The 17,614-nt window shown below is 66.8% G+C and carries 14 protein-coding genes; 10 read left to right on the top strand and 4 right to left on the bottom strand.

Features of this window, described 5'->3' with window-relative positions; all coding sequences use genetic code 11:
- Positions 1-16: 16 nt before the first annotated feature.
- The 4 genes from ASF68_RS11545 (at position 17) to ASF68_RS11560 (ending at position 5,691) form a co-directional block, all read left to right on the top strand.
- The gene (locus tag ASF68_RS11545; RefSeq protein ID WP_056010334.1) at positions 17-1,648 is read left to right on the top strand and encodes an ABC transporter substrate-binding protein; all 1,632 of its coding nucleotides are present in this window, start codon (positions 17-19) and stop codon (positions 1,646-1,648) included.
- 124 nt (positions 1,649-1,772) lie between these two features.
- On the top strand, positions 1,773-2,846 hold the full coding sequence (locus ASF68_RS11550) for an ABC transporter permease (RefSeq protein ID WP_056010336.1): 1,074 nt from the start codon (positions 1,773-1,775) through the stop codon (positions 2,844-2,846).
- 2 nt (positions 2,847-2,848) lie between these two features.
- Positions 2,849-3,973: an ABC transporter permease gene (locus ASF68_RS11555; protein ID WP_056010338.1), complete on the top strand. Its 1,125-nt coding sequence runs from the start codon at positions 2,849-2,851 to the stop codon at positions 3,971-3,973.
- On the top strand, positions 3,970-5,691 hold the full coding sequence (locus tag ASF68_RS11560) for an ABC transporter ATP-binding protein (protein ID WP_056010339.1): 1,722 nt from the start codon (positions 3,970-3,972) through the stop codon (positions 5,689-5,691). The genes ASF68_RS11555 and ASF68_RS11560 overlap by 4 nt, the downstream gene beginning before the upstream one ends.
- Before the next feature lie 172 nt (positions 5,692-5,863).
- Here the strand turns inward: ASF68_RS11560 and ASF68_RS11565 are convergent, their stop codons facing one another.
- Positions 5,864-6,178: a YbjQ family protein gene (locus ASF68_RS11565; RefSeq protein WP_056010341.1), complete on the bottom strand. Its 315-nt coding sequence runs from the start codon at positions 6,176-6,178 to the stop codon at positions 5,864-5,866.
- Positions 6,179-6,273: 95 nt separating this feature from the next.
- On the opposite strand from ASF68_RS11565, the gene ASF68_RS11570 reads away from it, so the two are divergent.
- Positions 6,274-7,992, top strand: coding sequence for a bifunctional 3'-5' exonuclease/DNA polymerase (locus tag ASF68_RS11570; RefSeq protein WP_056011866.1), 1,719 nt, complete (start codon positions 6,274-6,276; stop codon positions 7,990-7,992).
- 25 nt (positions 7,993-8,017) lie between these two features.
- On the opposite strand, the gene ASF68_RS11575 is transcribed toward ASF68_RS11570, so the two are convergent.
- Complete coding sequence (locus ASF68_RS11575) at positions 8,018-9,121, bottom strand: hypothetical protein (protein ID WP_056010343.1); 1,104 nt, start codon at positions 9,119-9,121, stop codon at positions 8,018-8,020.
- The gene (locus tag ASF68_RS11580) at positions 9,118-10,425 is read right to left on the bottom strand and encodes a heparan-alpha-glucosaminide N-acetyltransferase domain-containing protein (RefSeq protein WP_162239358.1); all 1,308 of its coding nucleotides are present in this window, start codon (positions 10,423-10,425) and stop codon (positions 9,118-9,120) included. The genes ASF68_RS11575 and ASF68_RS11580 overlap by 4 nt, the downstream gene beginning before the upstream one ends.
- A 204-nt stretch (positions 10,426-10,629) precedes the next feature.
- On the opposite strand from ASF68_RS11580, the gene rpsF reads away from it, so the two are divergent.
- The 5 genes from rpsF (at position 10,630) to dnaB (ending at position 14,304) form a co-directional block, all read left to right on the top strand.
- Positions 10,630-11,037 (top strand): 30S ribosomal protein S6, encoded by a 408-nt coding sequence (gene rpsF, locus ASF68_RS11585; protein WP_228506624.1) that lies wholly within the window; start codon positions 10,630-10,632, stop codon positions 11,035-11,037.
- 5 nt (positions 11,038-11,042) lie between these two features.
- The gene (locus tag ASF68_RS11590; RefSeq protein WP_056010349.1) at positions 11,043-11,561 is read left to right on the top strand and encodes a single-stranded DNA-binding protein; all 519 of its coding nucleotides are present in this window, start codon (positions 11,043-11,045) and stop codon (positions 11,559-11,561) included.
- 65 nt (positions 11,562-11,626) lie between these two features.
- Positions 11,627-11,890: a 30S ribosomal protein S18 gene (rpsR, locus tag ASF68_RS11595; protein WP_056010351.1), complete on the top strand. Its 264-nt coding sequence runs from the start codon at positions 11,627-11,629 to the stop codon at positions 11,888-11,890.
- A 12-nt stretch (positions 11,891-11,902) separates the two neighbouring features.
- Complete coding sequence (gene rplI / locus ASF68_RS11600) at positions 11,903-12,355, top strand: 50S ribosomal protein L9 (protein WP_056010352.1); 453 nt, start codon at positions 11,903-11,905, stop codon at positions 12,353-12,355.
- A gap of 575 nt (positions 12,356-12,930) precedes the next feature.
- A complete protein-coding gene (gene dnaB, locus ASF68_RS11605) occupies positions 12,931-14,304 on the top strand; it encodes a replicative DNA helicase (protein WP_369796480.1) in 1,374 nt (457 codons plus the stop codon).
- Positions 14,305-14,648: 344 nt separating this feature from the next.
- On the opposite strand, the gene ASF68_RS11610 is transcribed toward dnaB, so the two are convergent.
- Entirely contained in the window at positions 14,649-17,453 is a 2,805-nt protein-coding gene (locus ASF68_RS11610; RefSeq protein ID WP_157580329.1) for a DNA methyltransferase, read from the bottom strand.
- Between the last annotated feature and the right edge of the window lie 161 nt (positions 17,454-17,614).

Here is a 17,614-nt window from a genome sequence, read left to right on the forward strand (position 1 = left end):
AATGAGGTCGACATCAATGTCATCCCCACGTAGTGGATTCCGGAAGAGCGCCGTCGCGCTCGCGGGTCTCTCCATCTCCGCTCTCGCCCTCGCCGGCTGCGCCGCCGGTGGCGGCAGCGGCTCCAGCAGCGGTGCCAGCGGCACGATCGTCATCGGTACGACCGACAAGGTCACCACGCTCGACCCGGCCGGTTCCTACGACAACGGCTCGTTCGCCGTCATGAACCAGATCTACCCCTTCCTGCTGAACACGCCGTACAACAGCCCCGACGTCGAGCCCGACATCGCCGAGTCGGCCGAGTTCACCTCGCCGACCGAGTACACGGTGAAGCTCAAGGAAGGCCTCAAGTGGGCCAACGGCAACGAGCTCACCTCCTCCGACGTGAAGTTCAGCTTCGACCGCCAGCTCGCCATCGCCGACGACAACGGCCCGTCGTCGCTCCTCGGCAACCTGGAGAAGACGGACGCGCCCGACGACCTCACCGTCGTCTTCACGCTGAAGACCGAGAACGACCAGACCTTCCCGCAGGTGCTCTCGAGCCCCGTCGGCCCGATCGTCGACGAGGACGTCTTCTCGGCCACCGAGCTGACGCCGGACAACGACATCGTCAAGGGCAAGGCCTTCGCCGGTCAGTACACGATCGACAGCTACAAGTTCAACGAGCTCATCTCGTACAAGAAGTACGCGGACTACCAGGGCCTCCTCGGCGAGGCGAAGAACGACACCGTCAACGTGAAGTACTACACCGACGAGTCCAACCTGAAGCTCGACGTCAAGCAGGGCAACATCGACGTCGCGTCGCGCAGCCTCTCCGCGACCGACATCGAAGACCTGAAGAAGGACAAGAACGTCAAGGTCATCGACGGCCCCGGTGGCGAGATCCGCTACTTCGTCTTCAACTTCGACACCATGCCGTACGGTGCGACCACCGCCGACGCCGACCCCGCCAAGTCGCTCGCCGTCCGCCAGGCCGCTGCCGACCTCATCGACCGCGCCGCGATCGCCAAGGACGTCTACAAGGACACCTACACCCCGCTCTACTCCTACGTGCCCGCCGGCCTGACCGGTGCCACCGAGTCCCTCAAGGGCCTCTACGGCGACGGCGACGGCGGCCCGGACGCGGCGAAGGCCAAGGAGACGCTCGAGGCAGCCGGTGTGACCGTTCCGGTCGCGCTCAACCTCCAGTACAACGGTGACCACTACGGTTCCGGCTCCGGCGACGAGTACGCGCTCATCAAGGACCAGCTCGAGGCGGACGGTCTGTTCACCGTCAACCTGCAGCAGACCGAGTGGGTGCAGTACTCGAAGGACCGTACGACGGACGTCTACCCGGCCTACCAGCTGGGTTGGTTCCCGGACTACTCCGACGCTGACAACTACCTGTCGCCGTTCTTCGCCACGGACAACTTCCTCGCGAACCACTACGACAACCCGGCCGTCAACGACCTGATCAACCAGCAGCGCTCGACGACGGACGCCGACGCACGGACGAAGCTCATCGAGCAGATCCAGGATCTCGAGGCGGCCGACCTGTCGACCATCCCGCTGCTCCAGGGCGCTCAGGTGGCGGTCGTCGGCAAGGATGTCGAGGGCACCGTCCTCGACGCGTCGTTCAAGTTCCGCTACGCACCCATCAGCAAGGGCTGAGTAGCCTGACCAACTGATATCCGACTATGGTGAGTCGGACGTCGCGATCGGGGTGGCTCCACAGAGCCGCCCCGATCGTCTGTCCGGGCTCTACCGAGTCGGTGATCGAGGAGGATCCACTGCAATGACGGCAGCTGTCGCAACCCCACCCCCCAAGGCGGCCAGACGTTCCGGAGGTGGCGGACTCTGGCGGTACCTCGTCATCCGCTTCCTGTTGATCATCCCGACGGTGTTCATCCTGGTCACCATGGTCTTCTTCCTGATGCGCCTGACCGGTGACCCGATCACCGCGGCGCTCGGAGGACGGCTCCCGGCCGACCAGCTCGCGGAACGCATCAGTGCCGCCGGCTACGACCGGCCGCTCTTCGTCCAGTACTTCGAGTTCCTCGGACAGATCGCGGTCGGCAACTTCGGCACGACGATCTCCGACAACCGGCCCGTCATCGAGGTCCTCCTCACGTACGGTTCGGCCACGCTCGAACTCGCGATCTACGCGCTCATCGTCGCGTTCATCGTCGGCATCCCGCTCGGCATGCTCGCCGCTGCCCGCCGCGACCGCTGGCAGGACGCCGGCCTCCGCGTCTTCGCGATCCTCAGCTACGCCACCCCGGTGTTCTTCGCCGGCCTGCTGCTCAAGCTCATCTTCTCCGTCTGGCTCGGGATCCTGCCGGTCGCCGGTCGAGCCAGCACCGGCACGGAGCTGACGCTCCAGACCATCTCGAACCCGTCCGGCATCTACCTGGTCGACGCGATCCGGCTCGGTGACCCGACGGCGATCAGCGACGTCCTCGCGCACGCCGTGCTCCCGGCCATCGCCCTCGGCCTGCTGACGGCGGGTGTCTTCCTCCGTCTCGTCCGCACCAACGTCATCGGCACGCTCGGTTCCGGCTACGTCGACGCGGCCCGCTCGCGCGGCGTCAGCGAGTTCCGACTCGTCACGAAGCACGCCTACCGTCCGGCGCTCATCCCGATCATCACCGTGATCGGGCTGCAGATCGCCCTGCTCCTCGCCGGCGCGGTCCTCACCGAGACGACGTTCGAGTGGAAGGGCCTCGGCTTCATGCTCAGCGAGTACCTCAAGGCTCGCGACTTCGTGGCCGTCCAGGGCATCGTCGCGCTCCTCGCGGTGATCGTCGCCCTGACCAACTTCATCGTCGACATCATCGCGGCGATCATCGACCCGAGGGTGAGGTACTGAGCATGAGTGCTCCGACAGCCACCACCGCCGTGCAGACCGCGCCCGCGAAGCGTCCGCTGCGCGAACGCCTGCCCATCGTCAAGCAGTTCCGCCAGTCGGTGGGGCTGCAGCGCGCGATGCTCGTCATCGGTCTCGTTGTCACCGGCGTCTTCGTGCTCGTCGCGATCCTCGCGCCGCTCGTCGCGCCCTACCGCTTCAACCAGTTGCGCGGCGATGACGGCTCCTTCGGCACGCAGCAGGCGCCGAACGCGACGAACCTCCTGGGCACGACCGTCGGCGGGTACGACGTCCTATCCCGCGTGCTCTGGGGTGCCCAGACCGCGCTCTTCGTCATCGTGTCCGCGATCATCCTGTCGATCTTCATCGGCGTGCTGCTCGGCCTCGTCGCCGGATACTTCGGCGGCTGGCTCGACCGCGTGCTCGTCGTCGTGTGCGACGCCGTCTACGCGTTCCCGTCGCTGCTGCTCGCGATCGTCATGTCGATCGTGATCAGCCGCGGCCAGTCGAGCCTCTGGGGCGGCATCCTCGCCGCCGCGATCTCGATCACCGTGGTGTTCATCCCGCAGTACTTCCGGGTGATCCGCTCCGAGGTCGTGCGCATCAAGAGCGAGGCGTTCGTCGAGTCGGCGAAGGTCATCGGTGCGTCCAGTTCGCGCATCATGTTCCGCCACGTGCTGCGGAACGCGACGAGGACCTTGCCGCTCATCATCACGCTGAACGCCTCCGAGGCGATCCTCACGCTCGCGGGCCTCGGCTTCCTCGGCTTCGGCATCGAGCCGACCGCGGCCGCCGAGTGGGGGTACGACCTCAACCGGTCCGTCTCCGACGTCACGAGCGGCATCTGGTGGACCGCGCTGTTCCCCGGTCTCGCGATCGTACTCGTCGTGCTCGGCATCACGCTCGTCGGCGAGAGCCTCAACGACCTCTCCGACCCGCGTCTGCGCAGCCGTCGTCGGGTCAGTGCGTCGAGCGGGTCAGTCGCGGCCACCTCGAGCATCACCACCACCGGTGGCACGCCCGACAGCCCCGGTGGTGCCGGGATGATGGACGCCGAGTCGCTGGGTGCCGTGAGCGACACCGCGGCCGACAGCGATCTGGAGAACCGACGAGAGGACGAGCGCTCATGAGCCTGTCGAAGCCGACCAACGGTCCTCGCGACCTCGGCACCAAGGACATCGTCAGCATCCGCGACCTCGGCGTCTCGTTCTCGACCGACGCCGGCGCGGTGAAGGCGATCAACGACATCTCCCTGTCGGTCGCTCCGCGCGAGATCGTCGCGATCGTGGGCGAATCCGGGTCGGGCAAGACGGTCACGGCGAAGACCATCCTCGGTCTCCTCCCCGAGACGGCGACCGCGTCCGGCGCGGTCGTGCTGCGTTCGCGCGACGGCTCGACGGAGCAGGACGTCGTCACGGCGTCGGCCGAGCAGCTGCGGTCCATCCGCGGCAGTGACGCGGCGATGGTCTTCCAGGAGCCCTCGACGGCGCTCAACCCCGTGTACAAGGTGGGATGGCAGATCGCCGAAGGCCTCCGCGCCCACGGGACGTACACGAAGGCAGAAGCGCGGGCGAAGGCGATCGACATCCTGCGCCGCGTCGGCATCCCGGAGCCCGAGGAGCGGGTCGACTACTTCCCGCACCAGTTCTCCGGCGGGCAGAAGCAGCGCATCGTCATCGCGATGGCGCTCGTGCTCGACCCGGGCCTCATCGTCGCCGACGAGCCGACGACGGCCCTCGACGTCACCGTGCAGGCGGAGATCCTCGACCTGCTGCGTCGATGCCGCGACGAGTTCGGGACGGCCATCGTCCTCATCACGCACAACATGGGTGTCGTCGCCGACCTCGCCGACCGCGTCGTGGTCATGTACCAGGGCGACATCGTCGAGGAGGCTCCCGTGCAGGAGCTGTTCTCCTCGCCGAAGGCCGAGTACACGAAGAAGCTGCTGTCCTCGGTGCCGCACGTCGGCCGCGGCAAGAGCTCCGCACCGGCCGAGGTCGAGCGCGGCAAGCAGCTGCAGCTCGGCGAGCCGGTGGTCGTCGCGAAGGGACTCGAGATCGAGTACCCCGGGCGCTTCGGTCGTGCCGGCTTCCGGGCGGTGAAGGGTGTGGACTTCACGATCCACGCCGGTGAGGTCCTCGGGCTCGTGGGCGAGTCGGGGTCTGGCAAGACCACCATCGGCCGCGCGATCGCCGGGCTCACGAAGGTCACCGGCGGCTCGCTGTCGGTGCTCGGTGTGGAGATGAACCGGGTGAAGGAGCGCGAGTTCGCTCCGAAGCGCCGCGACATCGGGTTCGTGTTCCAGGACCCGGCCACGAGCTTCAACCCGCTGCTCACCATCGCGGAGTGCGTCGCCGAACCGCTCATCGTGCACGGTCGCTTCGGCGATGCGCGAGCCGCCCGACGCCGGGTGGATGAACTCCTCGAGGCCGTGCAGCTGCCGAAGGCGTTCGGCGACCGCTTCCCGCACGAACTCTCCGGCGGACAGCGTCAGCGCGCATCCCTCGCCCGGGCGCTCGCGCTCGAGCCGGCCCTGCTCGTCGCGGACGAGCCGACCTCGGCGCTCGACGTGTCGGTGCAGGCGCGCGTGCTGGAACTGTTCGCCGAGTTGCAGCGCGAGTTCGGCTTCGCGTCGTTGTTCATCAGCCACGACCTCGCGGTGGTCGACATCCTCGCCGACCGCATCGTCGTGCTGTACCGCGGCGACATCGTGGAGGAGGGGCCCGGTTCGGCGGTGCTCGGTGCGCCGAGCGACGTCTACACGCGTCGCCTGCTCGCGTCGCTCCCGGTGCCGGATCCGGCCGAGCAGGCCGTCCGTCGCGAGGAGCTCCGCCGCCTCCGCGCCTGACGTCCGCCCGGTCCCTGAGCTTGTCGAAGGCCCCCAACCCGGTCACTGAGCCTGTCGAAGTGCCCCACCCCGGTCACTGAGCCTGTCGAAGTGCGCCCTTCGACAAGCTCAGGGACCAGGGCGGCTCAGGAAACGGGCGGGCTCAGGGACAGACGCCTCAGAAACCGCCGACTCAGCCGAGCTTGACGGCGGTGCCGTAGGCGACGACCTCCTGGTAGTTCTGGCCCACCTCGGCCGCGTCGAAGCGCATCGCGAGCACGGCGTCGGCGCCGAGGGCGGTGGCCGCCTCGATGAGGCGCTGCTTCGCCTCCTCGCGGCTCTCCGCGAGCTGCTTGGTGAGGCCGGACAGCTCGCCGCCCAGGAGCGCCTTAAAGTTGGCGCCGATCTGCACGCCGGCGTTGCGCGCGCGGACCGTGAGGCCGGTCACCTCGCCCAGCACCTCGGTGACCTGTCGGCCGGGGACATCGTTCATCGTCGAAATCAGCATGGTCGCAGTCTGGCACCGGCCCGCCGACCCCCATAGGGGGGATGTCCCGCCCTCCCGCGTCGGTCGTGGTCGGCGGGTGACGGCAGACTGGGGTGGTGCACATCGTCCTCCAGCAGCTCGACGGCGCCCGCGTGCGCGTCGTGCACCTCGAGGACCGCCCGGCGTCGCCCGGCGAGGCAGCTCCCACGCCCGCGACCACCATCGCGCGCGCCGAACTCCCCGCGCTCGTCCGCCGCCTCGAGGCCACCCCGAACCCGCCGCGCTGGGTCTGGGACGACACCTCGCTCTGGTACCCGGCGCTCCTCGCCGCGGGTGTCCGCGTCTCGCGCTGCGTCGACCTCCGGCTCCGCCACAACATCCTCCGCAATGCCGCGTTCACCGCCGACTCAGCCCTCGCCACGGCACCGCCCGGCCCCTGGGACGAGGTCCTCGACCCGCGGGTCGCCCAGCGCGCGGAGGCGGTCGGTACGCTCTTCGACCTCGACCTCCCGGGTGGCGAGCGCGACGCTGTCGCCGAGTTCGCCTTGCAGCGCGCCGCGGTCGACGGGGCGACGCCGCAGGGGCGTTCGCAGCTCGGACTCCTGCTGGCCGCCGAGTCCGCCGGCGCGCTCATCGCGTCCGAGATGACCTTCGCCGGCCTGCCGTGGAACGCGGAGGTGCACGACCGCATCCTCGCCGACGCCCTCGGGCCGAAGGTGCCGCCAGGCGTCCGGCCGGCCAAGCTCGTCGAGGTCCTCGAAGAGGTGAAGGCCGCGCTCGGGGTGCGGGAGCTCAGCCCTGAGTCGCCCGGCGAACTGCTCAAGGCCCTCCAGCGGGCCGGTATCAACGCGACCTCCACCCGCCAGTGGGAGTTGCAGGAGATCGAGCACCCCGTCATCGAGCCGTTGCTTCGCTACAAGAAGCTGTCGCGCCTGCTCACGGCCAACGGCTGGACCTGGGTCGAGACCTGGGTGAAGGACGGTCGGTTCCGCCCCACGTACGTTCCCGGTGGGGTCGTCACCGGCCGATGGGCCTCGGACGGCGGGGGAGCCCTGCAGCTCCCGCACCAGGTCCGTGGTGCGGTCCTCGCGGACGAGGGGTGGCGGTTCGTCGTCGCCGATGCCGCGCAGCTCGAACCACGGATCCTGACCGCGATGTCCGGCGACCGGGCGATGGCGGATGCGGGCCGCGGGGTCGACCTCTACCAGGGCATGGTCGACGTCGGCGCGGTCGACACCAGGCCGCACGCCAAGATCGCCATGCTCGGAGCCATGTACGGAGCGACGACGGGGGAGAGCGGTCGCCTCCTGCCCCGGCTGACGAGGGCGTTCCCGCGGGCGATCGAGTTCGTCGAGACGGCCGCGAGGGCCGGTGAACGCGGCGAACGGGTGAGCACCCGGCTCGGCCGGACCTCACCACTCCCCGGTGAGACCTGGCGCGAGATCCAGTCGGCCGCCTCGATGGAGGGCGCCAACGCCGCAGCCACCCAGCGCGCCCGCATGGAGGCACGCAGCTGGGGGCGCTTCACCCGCAACTTCGTCGTGCAGGGCACCGCCGCCGAGTGGGCGTTGTGTTGGATGGCCGGCCTCCGCACGCGGCTGCAGGCGCTCGCCGCAGAGATCGGGGGCGCGAATGCCGCGCTCACCGGATCGGCGCACCTCGTGTTCTTCCTCCACGACGAGATCGTCGTCCACTGCCCGGAGGGGCAGACCGAGCGCGTCGTCGCCCTCGTGCGCGAAGCAGCGGCCGAGGCCGGGCGCCTCATCTTCGGTGCGGCGCCCGTCGAGTTCCCGGTCACCACGGCCGTCGTCACCTCCTACGCCGACGCCAAGTAGCCGGTGAGGGCGAGGGCGACCCCGCTCAGCCGCCGGTGATCGCGCGGATCGCGTCACCGACGATGAGGTACCACCCGTAGACGGCGAGGACGAGTCCGATGACCCACCACCATCCCGTCCGCCGGGACAGGCGCCGCCCCTGACCGGCCACACCACGAGGCGGACGGAGCAGCGGGAACGAGCCGATGATGGCCGCCGTGTCGGTGGGGTCCAGCCGTCGATCCCGCCAGCGCTCCCACTGCGCGATGCGCTCGGTCAGGATGTCGATGACGGACATCAGCCAGGTCCACACCTCGGGATCGAGGGTCGAGAGGTCCTTCGGCGCGTAGAGGAAGAGGTAGTCGTCGACGATCTCCACGTCGAGCTCGGCCACGGTGTCGATGAACCGGGCCATGATGTCGGGCGTGAACAGGTACAGGGCGTCGGTCTCATACCCGCGCGGGCAGTACAGCTCGAAGTGACGGTCGAAGTCCCCTTCGAGTGACAGGCGCTGGTCCTTCGCAAAGGTGACGGGGAGCCGAGGGTGCCGGAGGGAGTTGTTGCCGACCGCGTCGAGCACGATGTGGGGGAGCGGCACCGGGAGCCGGAGTGCGACGTAACCCCATCGGTGCTCCTTGCGGTTCCGTCCCGAGCCGATGATCGTGCGCTGGTTCCCGACGGACAGTGGTGACCGCCCGTCGCGCCAGAGGAGGTCGCGGACCACGCTCGCCCCGCCCATGGTGAAGATGAGGCTCGGCAGCGCGACGGGAATGGCGGTCGGCCGGTAGCTCAGCCCGTTCGCCCGCGCGAAGCGGTCCAGTCGGTACTGCCGGAGCCCGCTCCGCCGCCGGATCGTGCGGACCAGGAGGAACACCATCCCGATGGGGAGCGAGAGGTAGGGCAGGAGGATCAGCGCTGAGGCGTCCCACGGTTCGGCCGGGATCGAGCCGTCCTTGAGTACGAACCACCAGGCGGACAGGAATCCGACCGGCAGCACGAAGAGCACCACGGCCGGCCAGACCACCGAGACGAGTGGCGGACGGACGTCGCCGGGAAGCCGCTTGCGGTAGTCGCGGAGCGCGCGGCGGTCGATCTGTTCGGTGAGTGGCCGGGTGTCCAGCTGCGCGCTTCGCGTCGCCGAGCTGGTCATCGGAGGTCGGGGTGTTCCGCCGGACGCGGGGCCGGCGGCGGCGTTGCGGGCAGCGGTGTGCTGCGGTTCGCGAGGACGGTGAGCGCGCGCCCCGACGCGTGCACGAGCGTCTCCAGCGGGCCGCGGCGACGGGTCAGCGCGATGATCCAGCCGAGCAGCAGGGCACCGGCGACGTGGAGGACCCAGAGCTGGGGGCTCGAGATCAGCCAGGCGGTGTCCTGGTACGACCCGATGATCGCGGCGATTAGCGCGCCGACCGATGCCATGAAGACGTGCGCCGAGTAGACGGTCAGCGGCGCTGCGCCGGCCCCGGTCGCGGGCATGAGCACGCGCGACCAGCCGCGGTTCAACACGGTGCCGAGGGCCAGGCAGAGGCCGATGACGACCGCGGCGATGCCGATCGTGAAGACGAGGTCGAGCGTGGTGCCGGAGTGCGGTGAGCGGGCGACGAGCCACCAGAACGAGTCCGTCGGGCTCGTGCCGTACATCCCCTCCGTGAGGGCGTCCTCGACGGCGGTGATCGTCGTCGGGTCGGGCTCGAGGCCGCCAGTCATGCCGCGTGCGATGCCCTGGACACCACCGAGCGGGCCGAGGAGGAGGGCGGCCATCCGGTCGGCTGCGATCGCGACCCCGAGCCCGATCGCGGCGAGTAGCAGGGCGAAGCGGCGGAGCGTCCCGTCGGCTCGCGCAGCCATGAGCATCCGACCGATCGCCATCCCGACGAGGACGTAGACGATCCAGGTGAGCGCCGGGTATACGCCCGTGATGAGGAGCCCGCGGGCGAATCCTCCGGTCGCGACATCGAACCAGGACGCGCTCCCGATCTCCGGTGAGTCCACCCCGTCGAGCGGCATGCGGACCGCCTGGGAACAGATCGGCCAGACGATCGCCCAGATCCCGGCGAGGATGAGCAGGGTGCGCGGCCGCCAGGTGACGGCCGGGATCGCCAACCAGAAGGTGACGCCGTAGTAGGCGATGATCACGTAGATGCCCCCGGGGATGACGCCGAGGGTGAGGCCGAGGACGAGCAGGGTGAAGCCGCGCCCGAAGAGGTTGAGCCGCGCGGCGGCGGGGGAGCCGGCGGCGAGGTCGCGTCGGCTGGTGAGCACGATGCCGATGCCGGCGAGGACGGCGAACAGGGCGGCGGCCTTGCCCGACAGCACCTGCGTGATCGGGGTGTCGCCGCCGGTCGCGATGTCGTACGCCCAGACGTGCGTGGCCATCATGCCGATGAGGGCGAGGAAGCGGGCGAGGTCGAGCCCGACGAGTCGGTCGGCTCGGGATCGGCTGGCTGGCGTGCTCATCCGGACCAGCATCCCACGTGCGCGGCCCGCGCGACAGGCCCGCGGTGGCGGTCGCAGTCCCCGTCCGGTACACTATGAAGGTTGCCCGGGCGCGTCCGCTCTGTTCTCGGCCGGTAGCAACGATGCTTACACCCTCCTGCCACAGAAAGTCTGTGGCCGTTCGAGTCCGAAGGAGGTGGGTTAGTGACGCATCAGTACGAACTCATGGTCATCCTCGACCCCGAGATTGACGAGCGCACGGTTGCACCGAGCCTCGACAAGTTCCTCAACGTCATCCGCAACGATGGTGGAACCATCGACAAGGTCGACATCTGGGGCCGTCGTCGTCTCGCTTACGAGATCAACAAGAAGACCGAAGGCATCTACGCCGTCGTGGACTTCACTGCATCGAGCACTGCTACGCAGGAGCTCGACCGTCAGCTGAAGCTCTCCGAGGCCGTCATGCGCACCAAGGTGCTGCGTGCCGAAGAGGCCATCGCTCAGGTCGCCACCGAGACGAAGCGCAGCGAAGAGAAGGCCGCCCGCAAGGCTGCCGCCAAGCCCGCTGCCGCTGTCGCCGCGGCTCCCAAGGCAGACGCGGCTCCGGCTGCGGCTGAGACCAAGGAAGCCTAGGGCTCATGGCCGGCGAGACCGTCATCACCGTGGTGGGCAACCTGACCAGCGATCCGGAACTGCGTTTCACGCAGAACGGCCTGGCTGTCGCCAACTTCACCATCGCTTCCACGCCGCGCAACTTCGATCGTGCGGCGAACGAATGGAAGGACGGCGAAGCGCTGTTCCTGCGCGCGAGCGTCTGGCGTGAATTCGCCGAGCACGTGGCCGGATCGCTCACCAAGGGAAGCCGTGTCATCGCGACCGGGCGTCTCAAGCAGCGTTCCTACGAGACGAAGGAAGGCGAGAAGCGGACTTCGATGGAACTCGAAGTCGACGAGATCGGCCCTTCGCTCCGGTACGCGACCGCGACCATCAGCCGTGCACCCTCGGGTGGCGGCGGCGGTGGACAGCGCGGCGGCGGAGCTCCGCAGGTGCAGCAGAACGAGCCCTGGGCTCAGAGCGCACCGGCAGCTTCCGGCGGCAACGGCGGTGCAGATGCCTGGAACACTCCGGGTAGCTACAGCGACGAGACCCCCTTCTAAACAGATTCGATCGGTCCGGTTCTGCCGGCTCAGCCGATCACTCCATTACACGCAAAGGAACAACCATGGCTGGAAAGTCGAGCGGCGACCGCCGCAAGCCTGCCCGCGGTGCTAAGGGCGGCAAGAACGTCGCTCCCGCGAAGGCGATCCGCGTTGGTGTCATCGATTACAAGGATGTCGCCACGCTTCGCAAGTTCATCTCCGAGCGGGGAAAGATCCGTGCTCGTCGTATCACCGGTGTCAACGTTCAGGAGCAGCGACTCATCGCACGTGCGGTCAAGAACGCACGCGAGATGGCGCTCCTGCCCTACGCCGGCTCTGGCCGCTAGGAGGCGCCGCACATGTCGAAAGTGATTCTGACGCACGAGGTCTCCGGCCTCGGCTCCGCTGGTGACGTCGTCGACGTCAAGAACGGCTACGCTCGCAACTTCCTCGTGCCCCAGGGTTTCGCGACTCCGTGGACCCGCGGTGGCGAGAAGCAGGTCGAGCAGATCAAGTCGGCCCGCGCTGCGCGCGAGCACGCCACGATCGAAGAGGCCCAGGACCTGAAGGCTCGCCTCCAGGCCACCAAGGTCAAGCTCACGGTCAAGACGGGTGGCGAAGGCCGTCTGTTCGGTTCCGTGAAGCCTGCCGACATCGCGAAGGCCGTGGCGGAAGCCGGGCTGGGCGAGGTTGACAAGCGCAAGATCGAGATCCACACCCCGATCAAGTACGTCGGCGAGCACGAGGCCACCATCAGCCTCCGCGACGAGATCGTCGCCACGATCACCCTTCAGGTGGTCGCGGCCAAGTAGTACCGCCGTGCGGCGTCCTGACCCTCGGGTCGGGGCGCCTCATGCACGTCGCGTGAAGCGCGATGGCGGTGGACCGAGAGGTCTGCCGCCATCGCGCTTTTCTGTGCCCTGAACGGGGGCGGAACGTGCGTCCCAAGGCCGATCGCTACACCGTTCTCGGCCTCGGAGTCAAGCAAGTTGTACACAGGTGACCCCCGTTCTCCCCAACGTTCGACACAGGATCGAGAGAACTTTCCACACACAGCCTGTGGAATCGGAAACACCTGGTCAGGGATGCTTTGTCCGACAAAAATACTTCTCTGTCCACAGGGTTTCCCACAGCTTGTGCACACGACACGCGGCGTTTCCCCCGATCTCTCCACAGAGTTATCCACAGGCAGAGTTGGTTGTGGAGACGAGTGGCCCTATCGTGAGTCATCGGCGTCTCGGAACAGCCGGGCGAGCAGGCTTCGAAGCCCTCGTCCGTGGCTCTCGAGGCTCGCGCGGCGGCCCGAATGTCCTCCGCCCCTGATACACCTGAATCGTCACCACCCGCAGCACCCGAGTCCACATCGAGAAGGGATGTCCACTTGTCGATCGCTCACCTCAACCGCTCAGAAGGCGGCGGCTCGTACGACGAGCCGCGCAGCAACGAGCGGGTCCCTCCGCACGACCTGCTGGCCGAGCAGAGCGCGCTCGGTGGCATGCTGCTGTCGAAGGACGCCGTCGCCGATGTGGTCGAGACCCTCCGTGGTGTGGACTTCTACATCCCCAAGCACGAGGTCATCTACGACGCGCTGCTGACGCTGTACTCGCACGGTGAGCCGACGGACGTCATCACGGTCACCGACGAACTCGTCAAGACGGGTGAGTTGTCGCGTGCCGGTGGTGCCGACTACCTGCACACGCTCACGAGCCTGGTGCCGACCGCGGCGAACGCCGGCTACTACGCCCGCATCGTCGCTGAGCGCGCACTGTTGCGTCGCCTGGTCGAGGCAGGCACCCGCATCGTGCAGATGGGCTATGCCGCCGAGGGTGAGGCCGTGGAGCTCGTGAACTCCGCGCAGGCGGAGATCTACGCCGTCTCCGGCAACCAGGAGGTCGAGGACTATGTCCCGCTGACCGACGCGGTGAGTGCGGCGATCGACGAGATCGAGGCGGCGAAGCACACCGACGGTTCGATGACGGGTGTGCCGACGGGCTTCCGTGAGCTCGACGAACTGACGAACGGTCTCCACCCGGGGCAGCTCATCATCGTCGCGGCCCGACCCGCTATCGGTAAGTCGACGCTCGCGCTCGACTTCGCCCGCGCGGCCTCGGTCCACTACAACCAGCCGTCGATCTTCTTCTCGCTCGAAATGGGTCGCAGCGAGATCGCGATGCGTCTGATGAGTGCGGAGGCGTCGGTGCCGCTGCAGCTCATGCGGAAGGGAACGGTCGACTCGCAGGACTGGACGAAGATCGCCCAGGTCCGGGGTCGCATCAACGACGCTCCGCTCTACATCGATGACAGCCCGAACATGACGCTCGTGGAGATCCGGGCGAAGTGCCGTCGGCTCAAGCAGCGTGTGGGGCTGAAGATGGTCGTCATCGACTACCTGCAGCTGTTGACGTCCGGCAAGCGGGTCGAGAGCCGCCAGCAGGAGGTCTCGGAGTTCTCCCGTGCGCTGAAGCTCATGGCGAAGGAGCTCCAGGTCCCCGTCATCGCGCTGTCGCAGCTGAACCGTGGTGCTGAGCAGCGTGCCGACAAGATGCCGGCGCTGTCCGATCTCCGTGAGTCGGGCTCGATCGAGCAGGACGCCGACATGGTCGTGCTCCTCCACCGTGAGTCCGCCTACGAAAAGGACAGCCCGCGTGCCGGCGAGGCCGACCTCATCATCGCCAAGCACCGTAACGGCCCCACCCGCACCATCACCGTCGGCTTCCACGGCCACTTCTCGCGCTTCGCGGACATGGCACCGGGGCAGTAGGGCGAACGCGCCACGCAAAGTGTCGCTTTGCAATCTAAAGTGTCGCTTTCTGTTCGGAGCGACACTTTAGATTGCAAGACGACCTCGCGACTAGTCACGTCCCGCGTCCAGCCACTCCTGAACCGTCGCTGGAGGAACGCCGACGGCGACGGCGATGTCTTCCGGGCGGACGCCGTTGCGGTGATCCGTCTGGATGTTCGATGTGCGTGGCGGATATGAGACGCTCGCCTCGAACTACGGACTGGACAGTGACCCGGCGGCCGTCGCCCAGTGGATCGCGGAGCAGGCCTATCGAACTGGATCGCCTGCGGCCAGACGGCCTGAACATCCCTCCGCCGGCTGATTCAGGACGGAGCGGACCCTCGAGCGCGTTTGGGTGCTGGAACGGGAGTCAACTGAGCGCTCGTGGTCAGCTCTTTGAATCGCGTGAAAAGAGCTCGAAGCCGGTCGCTCTCTGTGGCGGTTCGGGCGCGGCCAGCGATCAACTTGTCAACGACTCGATCGAGGGCGCGGTGAGCTTCAAGCACGGGGGCCGGGACGCCGTTGCGCTCGTATAGCGTCGCCAGTGATGCACTGGGATACAGCGCTCGAGCAGCAAGGATGGCCTGGCCCGCCGCGATGAGGTCCAGGCGCTGCTGCCCGGCGAAAGGAGGCAGCGGGAATGTGTTCCAGCTCAGCAGCTTATTGAACCTGAGATCGCTCTTGATACGGCCTCCTACGACGCGCTGCCAAGCGATGAACATCGAAGACGAAATGACGGCGAAGGCAATACCGTCTGGGTCTGGTGCGATGAAGTTGGCATTGGAGGCGATCACCTCCGGCTCGTAGTACCCGGACGGGAAGTATTCGCGCTCGACGCTGACGTGAATCGGAATACCAAGGTAGGGCGTCTTGGGTTGGGAAACCTGACGGAACAAGGTGGGTCGGTTGTAGCTACGCGTAGCTTCCGCTTTGCTTCCATCTCGGAACGTTTTCACGGCGTCGACGCGCGATTTTAGGAGAGGACTACGGCCAAGATCTCCGGGTTCAAGATCGACCAGCCACAGGCACCAGCGGTCCTCGTCGTAGAGGAGTTCGCGGGCCCCGATGTACTGGCGCACGTACTTCGCAGCCACCGGGTCCGCGCGGAAAGGAGCGAGATCCCCAGGCTCAATGATGAGGTTGCCGTCGTCGGTCGGCTTGTTACCGTAGCGGACCTCGGGCAACTCCGAGGAGAGTGGCTTGCTCCGCCCGTGGACAGGTCCGGTTTCGACTTCGACGAGGTACGGGTTGATATTGGAAACGACGCGTGGGACCGGCTCACCATTGATGTCGGGGTACTCGTAGAGTGTGCGTGTTCGAGGCTCTTTTGCAATCCCGATGATGACGACGTGGACATGGGCTGGGCCTCGCGCTTCAGATCTCCACGCGAACGTCTTGTGCGCGAACGCGATCTGGTAGCCGGCCGCGAGAATTGGATCCCAGAGCGGGGCTACTTGCTCACCCTGAGTGATCGAGTTGGTGGACACCAATGCCATCGGGATCGCATAATCCGCGCTGTAATCGAGGACCTTCCGATACCAGCCCGTGACGTAATCGAGGGTGCCGTGATAGCCCTTCCCCCAGACAGCCTGCAACTCAGCGGTCTGCTCAGCACTCCTGAGAGAGATGCCCACGAAGGGCGGATTCCCGAGTATGTAACTGCACTGCGCAGGCGGCAGCACGGAGGCCCAGTCGACGGTCATCGCATTATCGACTGCGATAGTGGCGGTCGCGCCGATGGGAAGCTTTACGAAGTACCGGCCGAAGGCTGCACCCACAGCGACGTTGGCAATGTGATCGACGAGCTGCATCGCGGTCTCGCCGATGCGTGCCGGGAACTCCTCTATCTCGATTCCGTAGAATTGTGCCGGCGTGACTCTGATCAACGACTCGATATCCGTGACCTGAGCCGTTGGATGCCATTTGGGGTCGGCGTCGCGCATCGCGAGGAGTGTCTCGAGCTCGAGCCGCCGGAGTTCACGGAAGGTCAGGAGTAGGAAGTTCCCAACACCGGCTGCCGGGTCGAGGAAGAAGAGTGTGGAGAGTCTTTCGTGAAACTCGCGTAGACGGTTCAATCGGCCGACGTTGGCCGTTCGAGCTCGCTCAAGGTCGGCCTCGAGCTGGTCCAGGAACAGAGGTCGGATGACACGCATGATGTCTCGCTCGCTCGTGAAGTGAGCGCCCAGCGAGCGGCGCTCCGGTGACGTCATGACGTTCTGGAAGAGCGAGCCGAAGATGACCGGACTGATCCGTGACCATTCGAAGCCGCACGCGTCGAGGAGTGCGCGTCGAATGGCACTATTTCCGGTCCACGAGCGGAGGTGTTCGCGGAACACGCCGCCATTCACGTAGGGGAAGTCAAGGAGCGTAGCGTCAAGGTTCGATAGTCGATCGTCGTCGTCGGTGTTGAGGAGCTCGAACAACTCGTTGATCCGCAGTCCGAGATCGGTTCCGTCCTCGGACGTCTTCACGTCGATGAAGTCCTCGAACAGACGGTGAGCCCACACTCCTGTGTCGTCGGCGAAGAGGCAATACAGCAGTCGAACGAGGAGCACGCGGGTGTCGTGGGCTGGGTAGCGGAAGGTGAGCAGCTCGTCGTGGATGGTGGCGAGCAGCTCAGTAGCGCGGAGGTTTGCCTCCTCTTCTGCTTCGAATGCCGTCGCGCGGGTGTACCCGGCGAGGAACGCAAACAGCTCAACACGGGCCGGCAGTTCAGCCAGTGTGAAGCTCGTCTCAGTACCGGTTTCGGTGTCCCGAACCACAAAATGCTCGAAATCACAGACCACGAGAAGTCGCGGAAGATCCAGATCGCTTACTGCGGGCAGATAATCAATGAGTTGATCCATGGCTGCGGCGAGATCTTCCCCTGCTGACTTATGTTCAACTCCGATGTGGCGCGGCCACAGGAGGTCGACGAAGCCATGGTTGCCGGTGCTGTAGCGGCGCGCGACATACTCGAACACTGCTCCCACACGGCGCCTGCTCACGCCAAAGATGCTGAAGAACTCGTTCCAAAATGTGTCTTTCTCGGCGCGTTCTCGACGTTCGCCAGCCCAGTTGTTCGCGAATTCGGCAGCGTTAGCCCTCATGTCAGGCAGCGTGGCGGTCAATGCGGCTTCACGAGTCATAGATGAATCATGGCGGAATGCCGTCCAATCTACTAACGGTTTGGACGTCGCCTAGTGGAGCCGGTGATGTTGTTTGAGAGCTGAAGTCGAGTTCGCTTGGGGCGACGAGCCGTCCCCTCGCTGTACTCGGCCGTGACGTCGGCGACACCTCAAGTTTCAGC

This window comes from Plantibacter sp. Leaf314, from assembly GCF_001423185.1.
Taxonomy (GTDB): Bacteria; Actinomycetota; Actinomycetes; order Actinomycetales; family Microbacteriaceae; genus Plantibacter.

What these genes read in the sequence shown, in the direction of transcription:
- ASF68_RS11590 (WP_056010349.1), top strand. Translation starts at nt 11,043, where the DNA reads ATGGCCGGCGAGACCGTCATCACCGTGGTGGGCAACCTGACCAGCGAT.
- ASF68_RS11555 (WP_056010338.1), top strand. Translation starts at nt 2,849, where the DNA reads ATGAGTGCTCCGACAGCCACCACCGCCGTGCAGACCGCGCCCGCGAAG.
- rplI (WP_056010352.1), top strand. Translation starts at nt 11,903, where the DNA reads ATGTCGAAAGTGATTCTGACGCACGAGGTCTCCGGCCTCGGCTCCGCT.
- ASF68_RS11575 (WP_056010343.1), bottom strand. Translation starts at nt 9,121, where the DNA reads ATGACCAGCTCGGCGACGCGAAGCGCGCAGCTGGACACCCGGCCACTC.
- ASF68_RS11580 (WP_162239358.1), bottom strand. Translation starts at nt 10,425, where the DNA reads ATGAGCACGCCAGCCAGCCGATCCCGAGCCGACCGACTCGTCGGGCTC.
- ASF68_RS11560 (WP_056010339.1), top strand. Translation starts at nt 3,970, where the DNA reads ATGAGCCTGTCGAAGCCGACCAACGGTCCTCGCGACCTCGGCACCAAG.
- ASF68_RS11545 (WP_056010334.1), top strand. Translation starts at nt 17, where the DNA reads ATGTCATCCCCACGTAGTGGATTCCGGAAGAGCGCCGTCGCGCTCGCG.
- rpsF (WP_228506624.1), top strand. Translation starts at nt 10,630, where the DNA reads ATGGTCATCCTCGACCCCGAGATTGACGAGCGCACGGTTGCACCGAGC.
- ASF68_RS11550 (WP_056010336.1), top strand. Translation starts at nt 1,773, where the DNA reads ATGACGGCAGCTGTCGCAACCCCACCCCCCAAGGCGGCCAGACGTTCC.
- ASF68_RS11610 (WP_157580329.1), bottom strand. Translation starts at nt 17,453, where the DNA reads ATGACTCGTGAAGCCGCATTGACCGCCACGCTGCCTGACATGAGGGCT.
- rpsR (WP_056010351.1), top strand. Translation starts at nt 11,627, where the DNA reads ATGGCTGGAAAGTCGAGCGGCGACCGCCGCAAGCCTGCCCGCGGTGCT.
- ASF68_RS11565 (WP_056010341.1), bottom strand. Translation starts at nt 6,178, where the DNA reads ATGCTGATTTCGACGATGAACGATGTCCCCGGCCGACAGGTCACCGAG.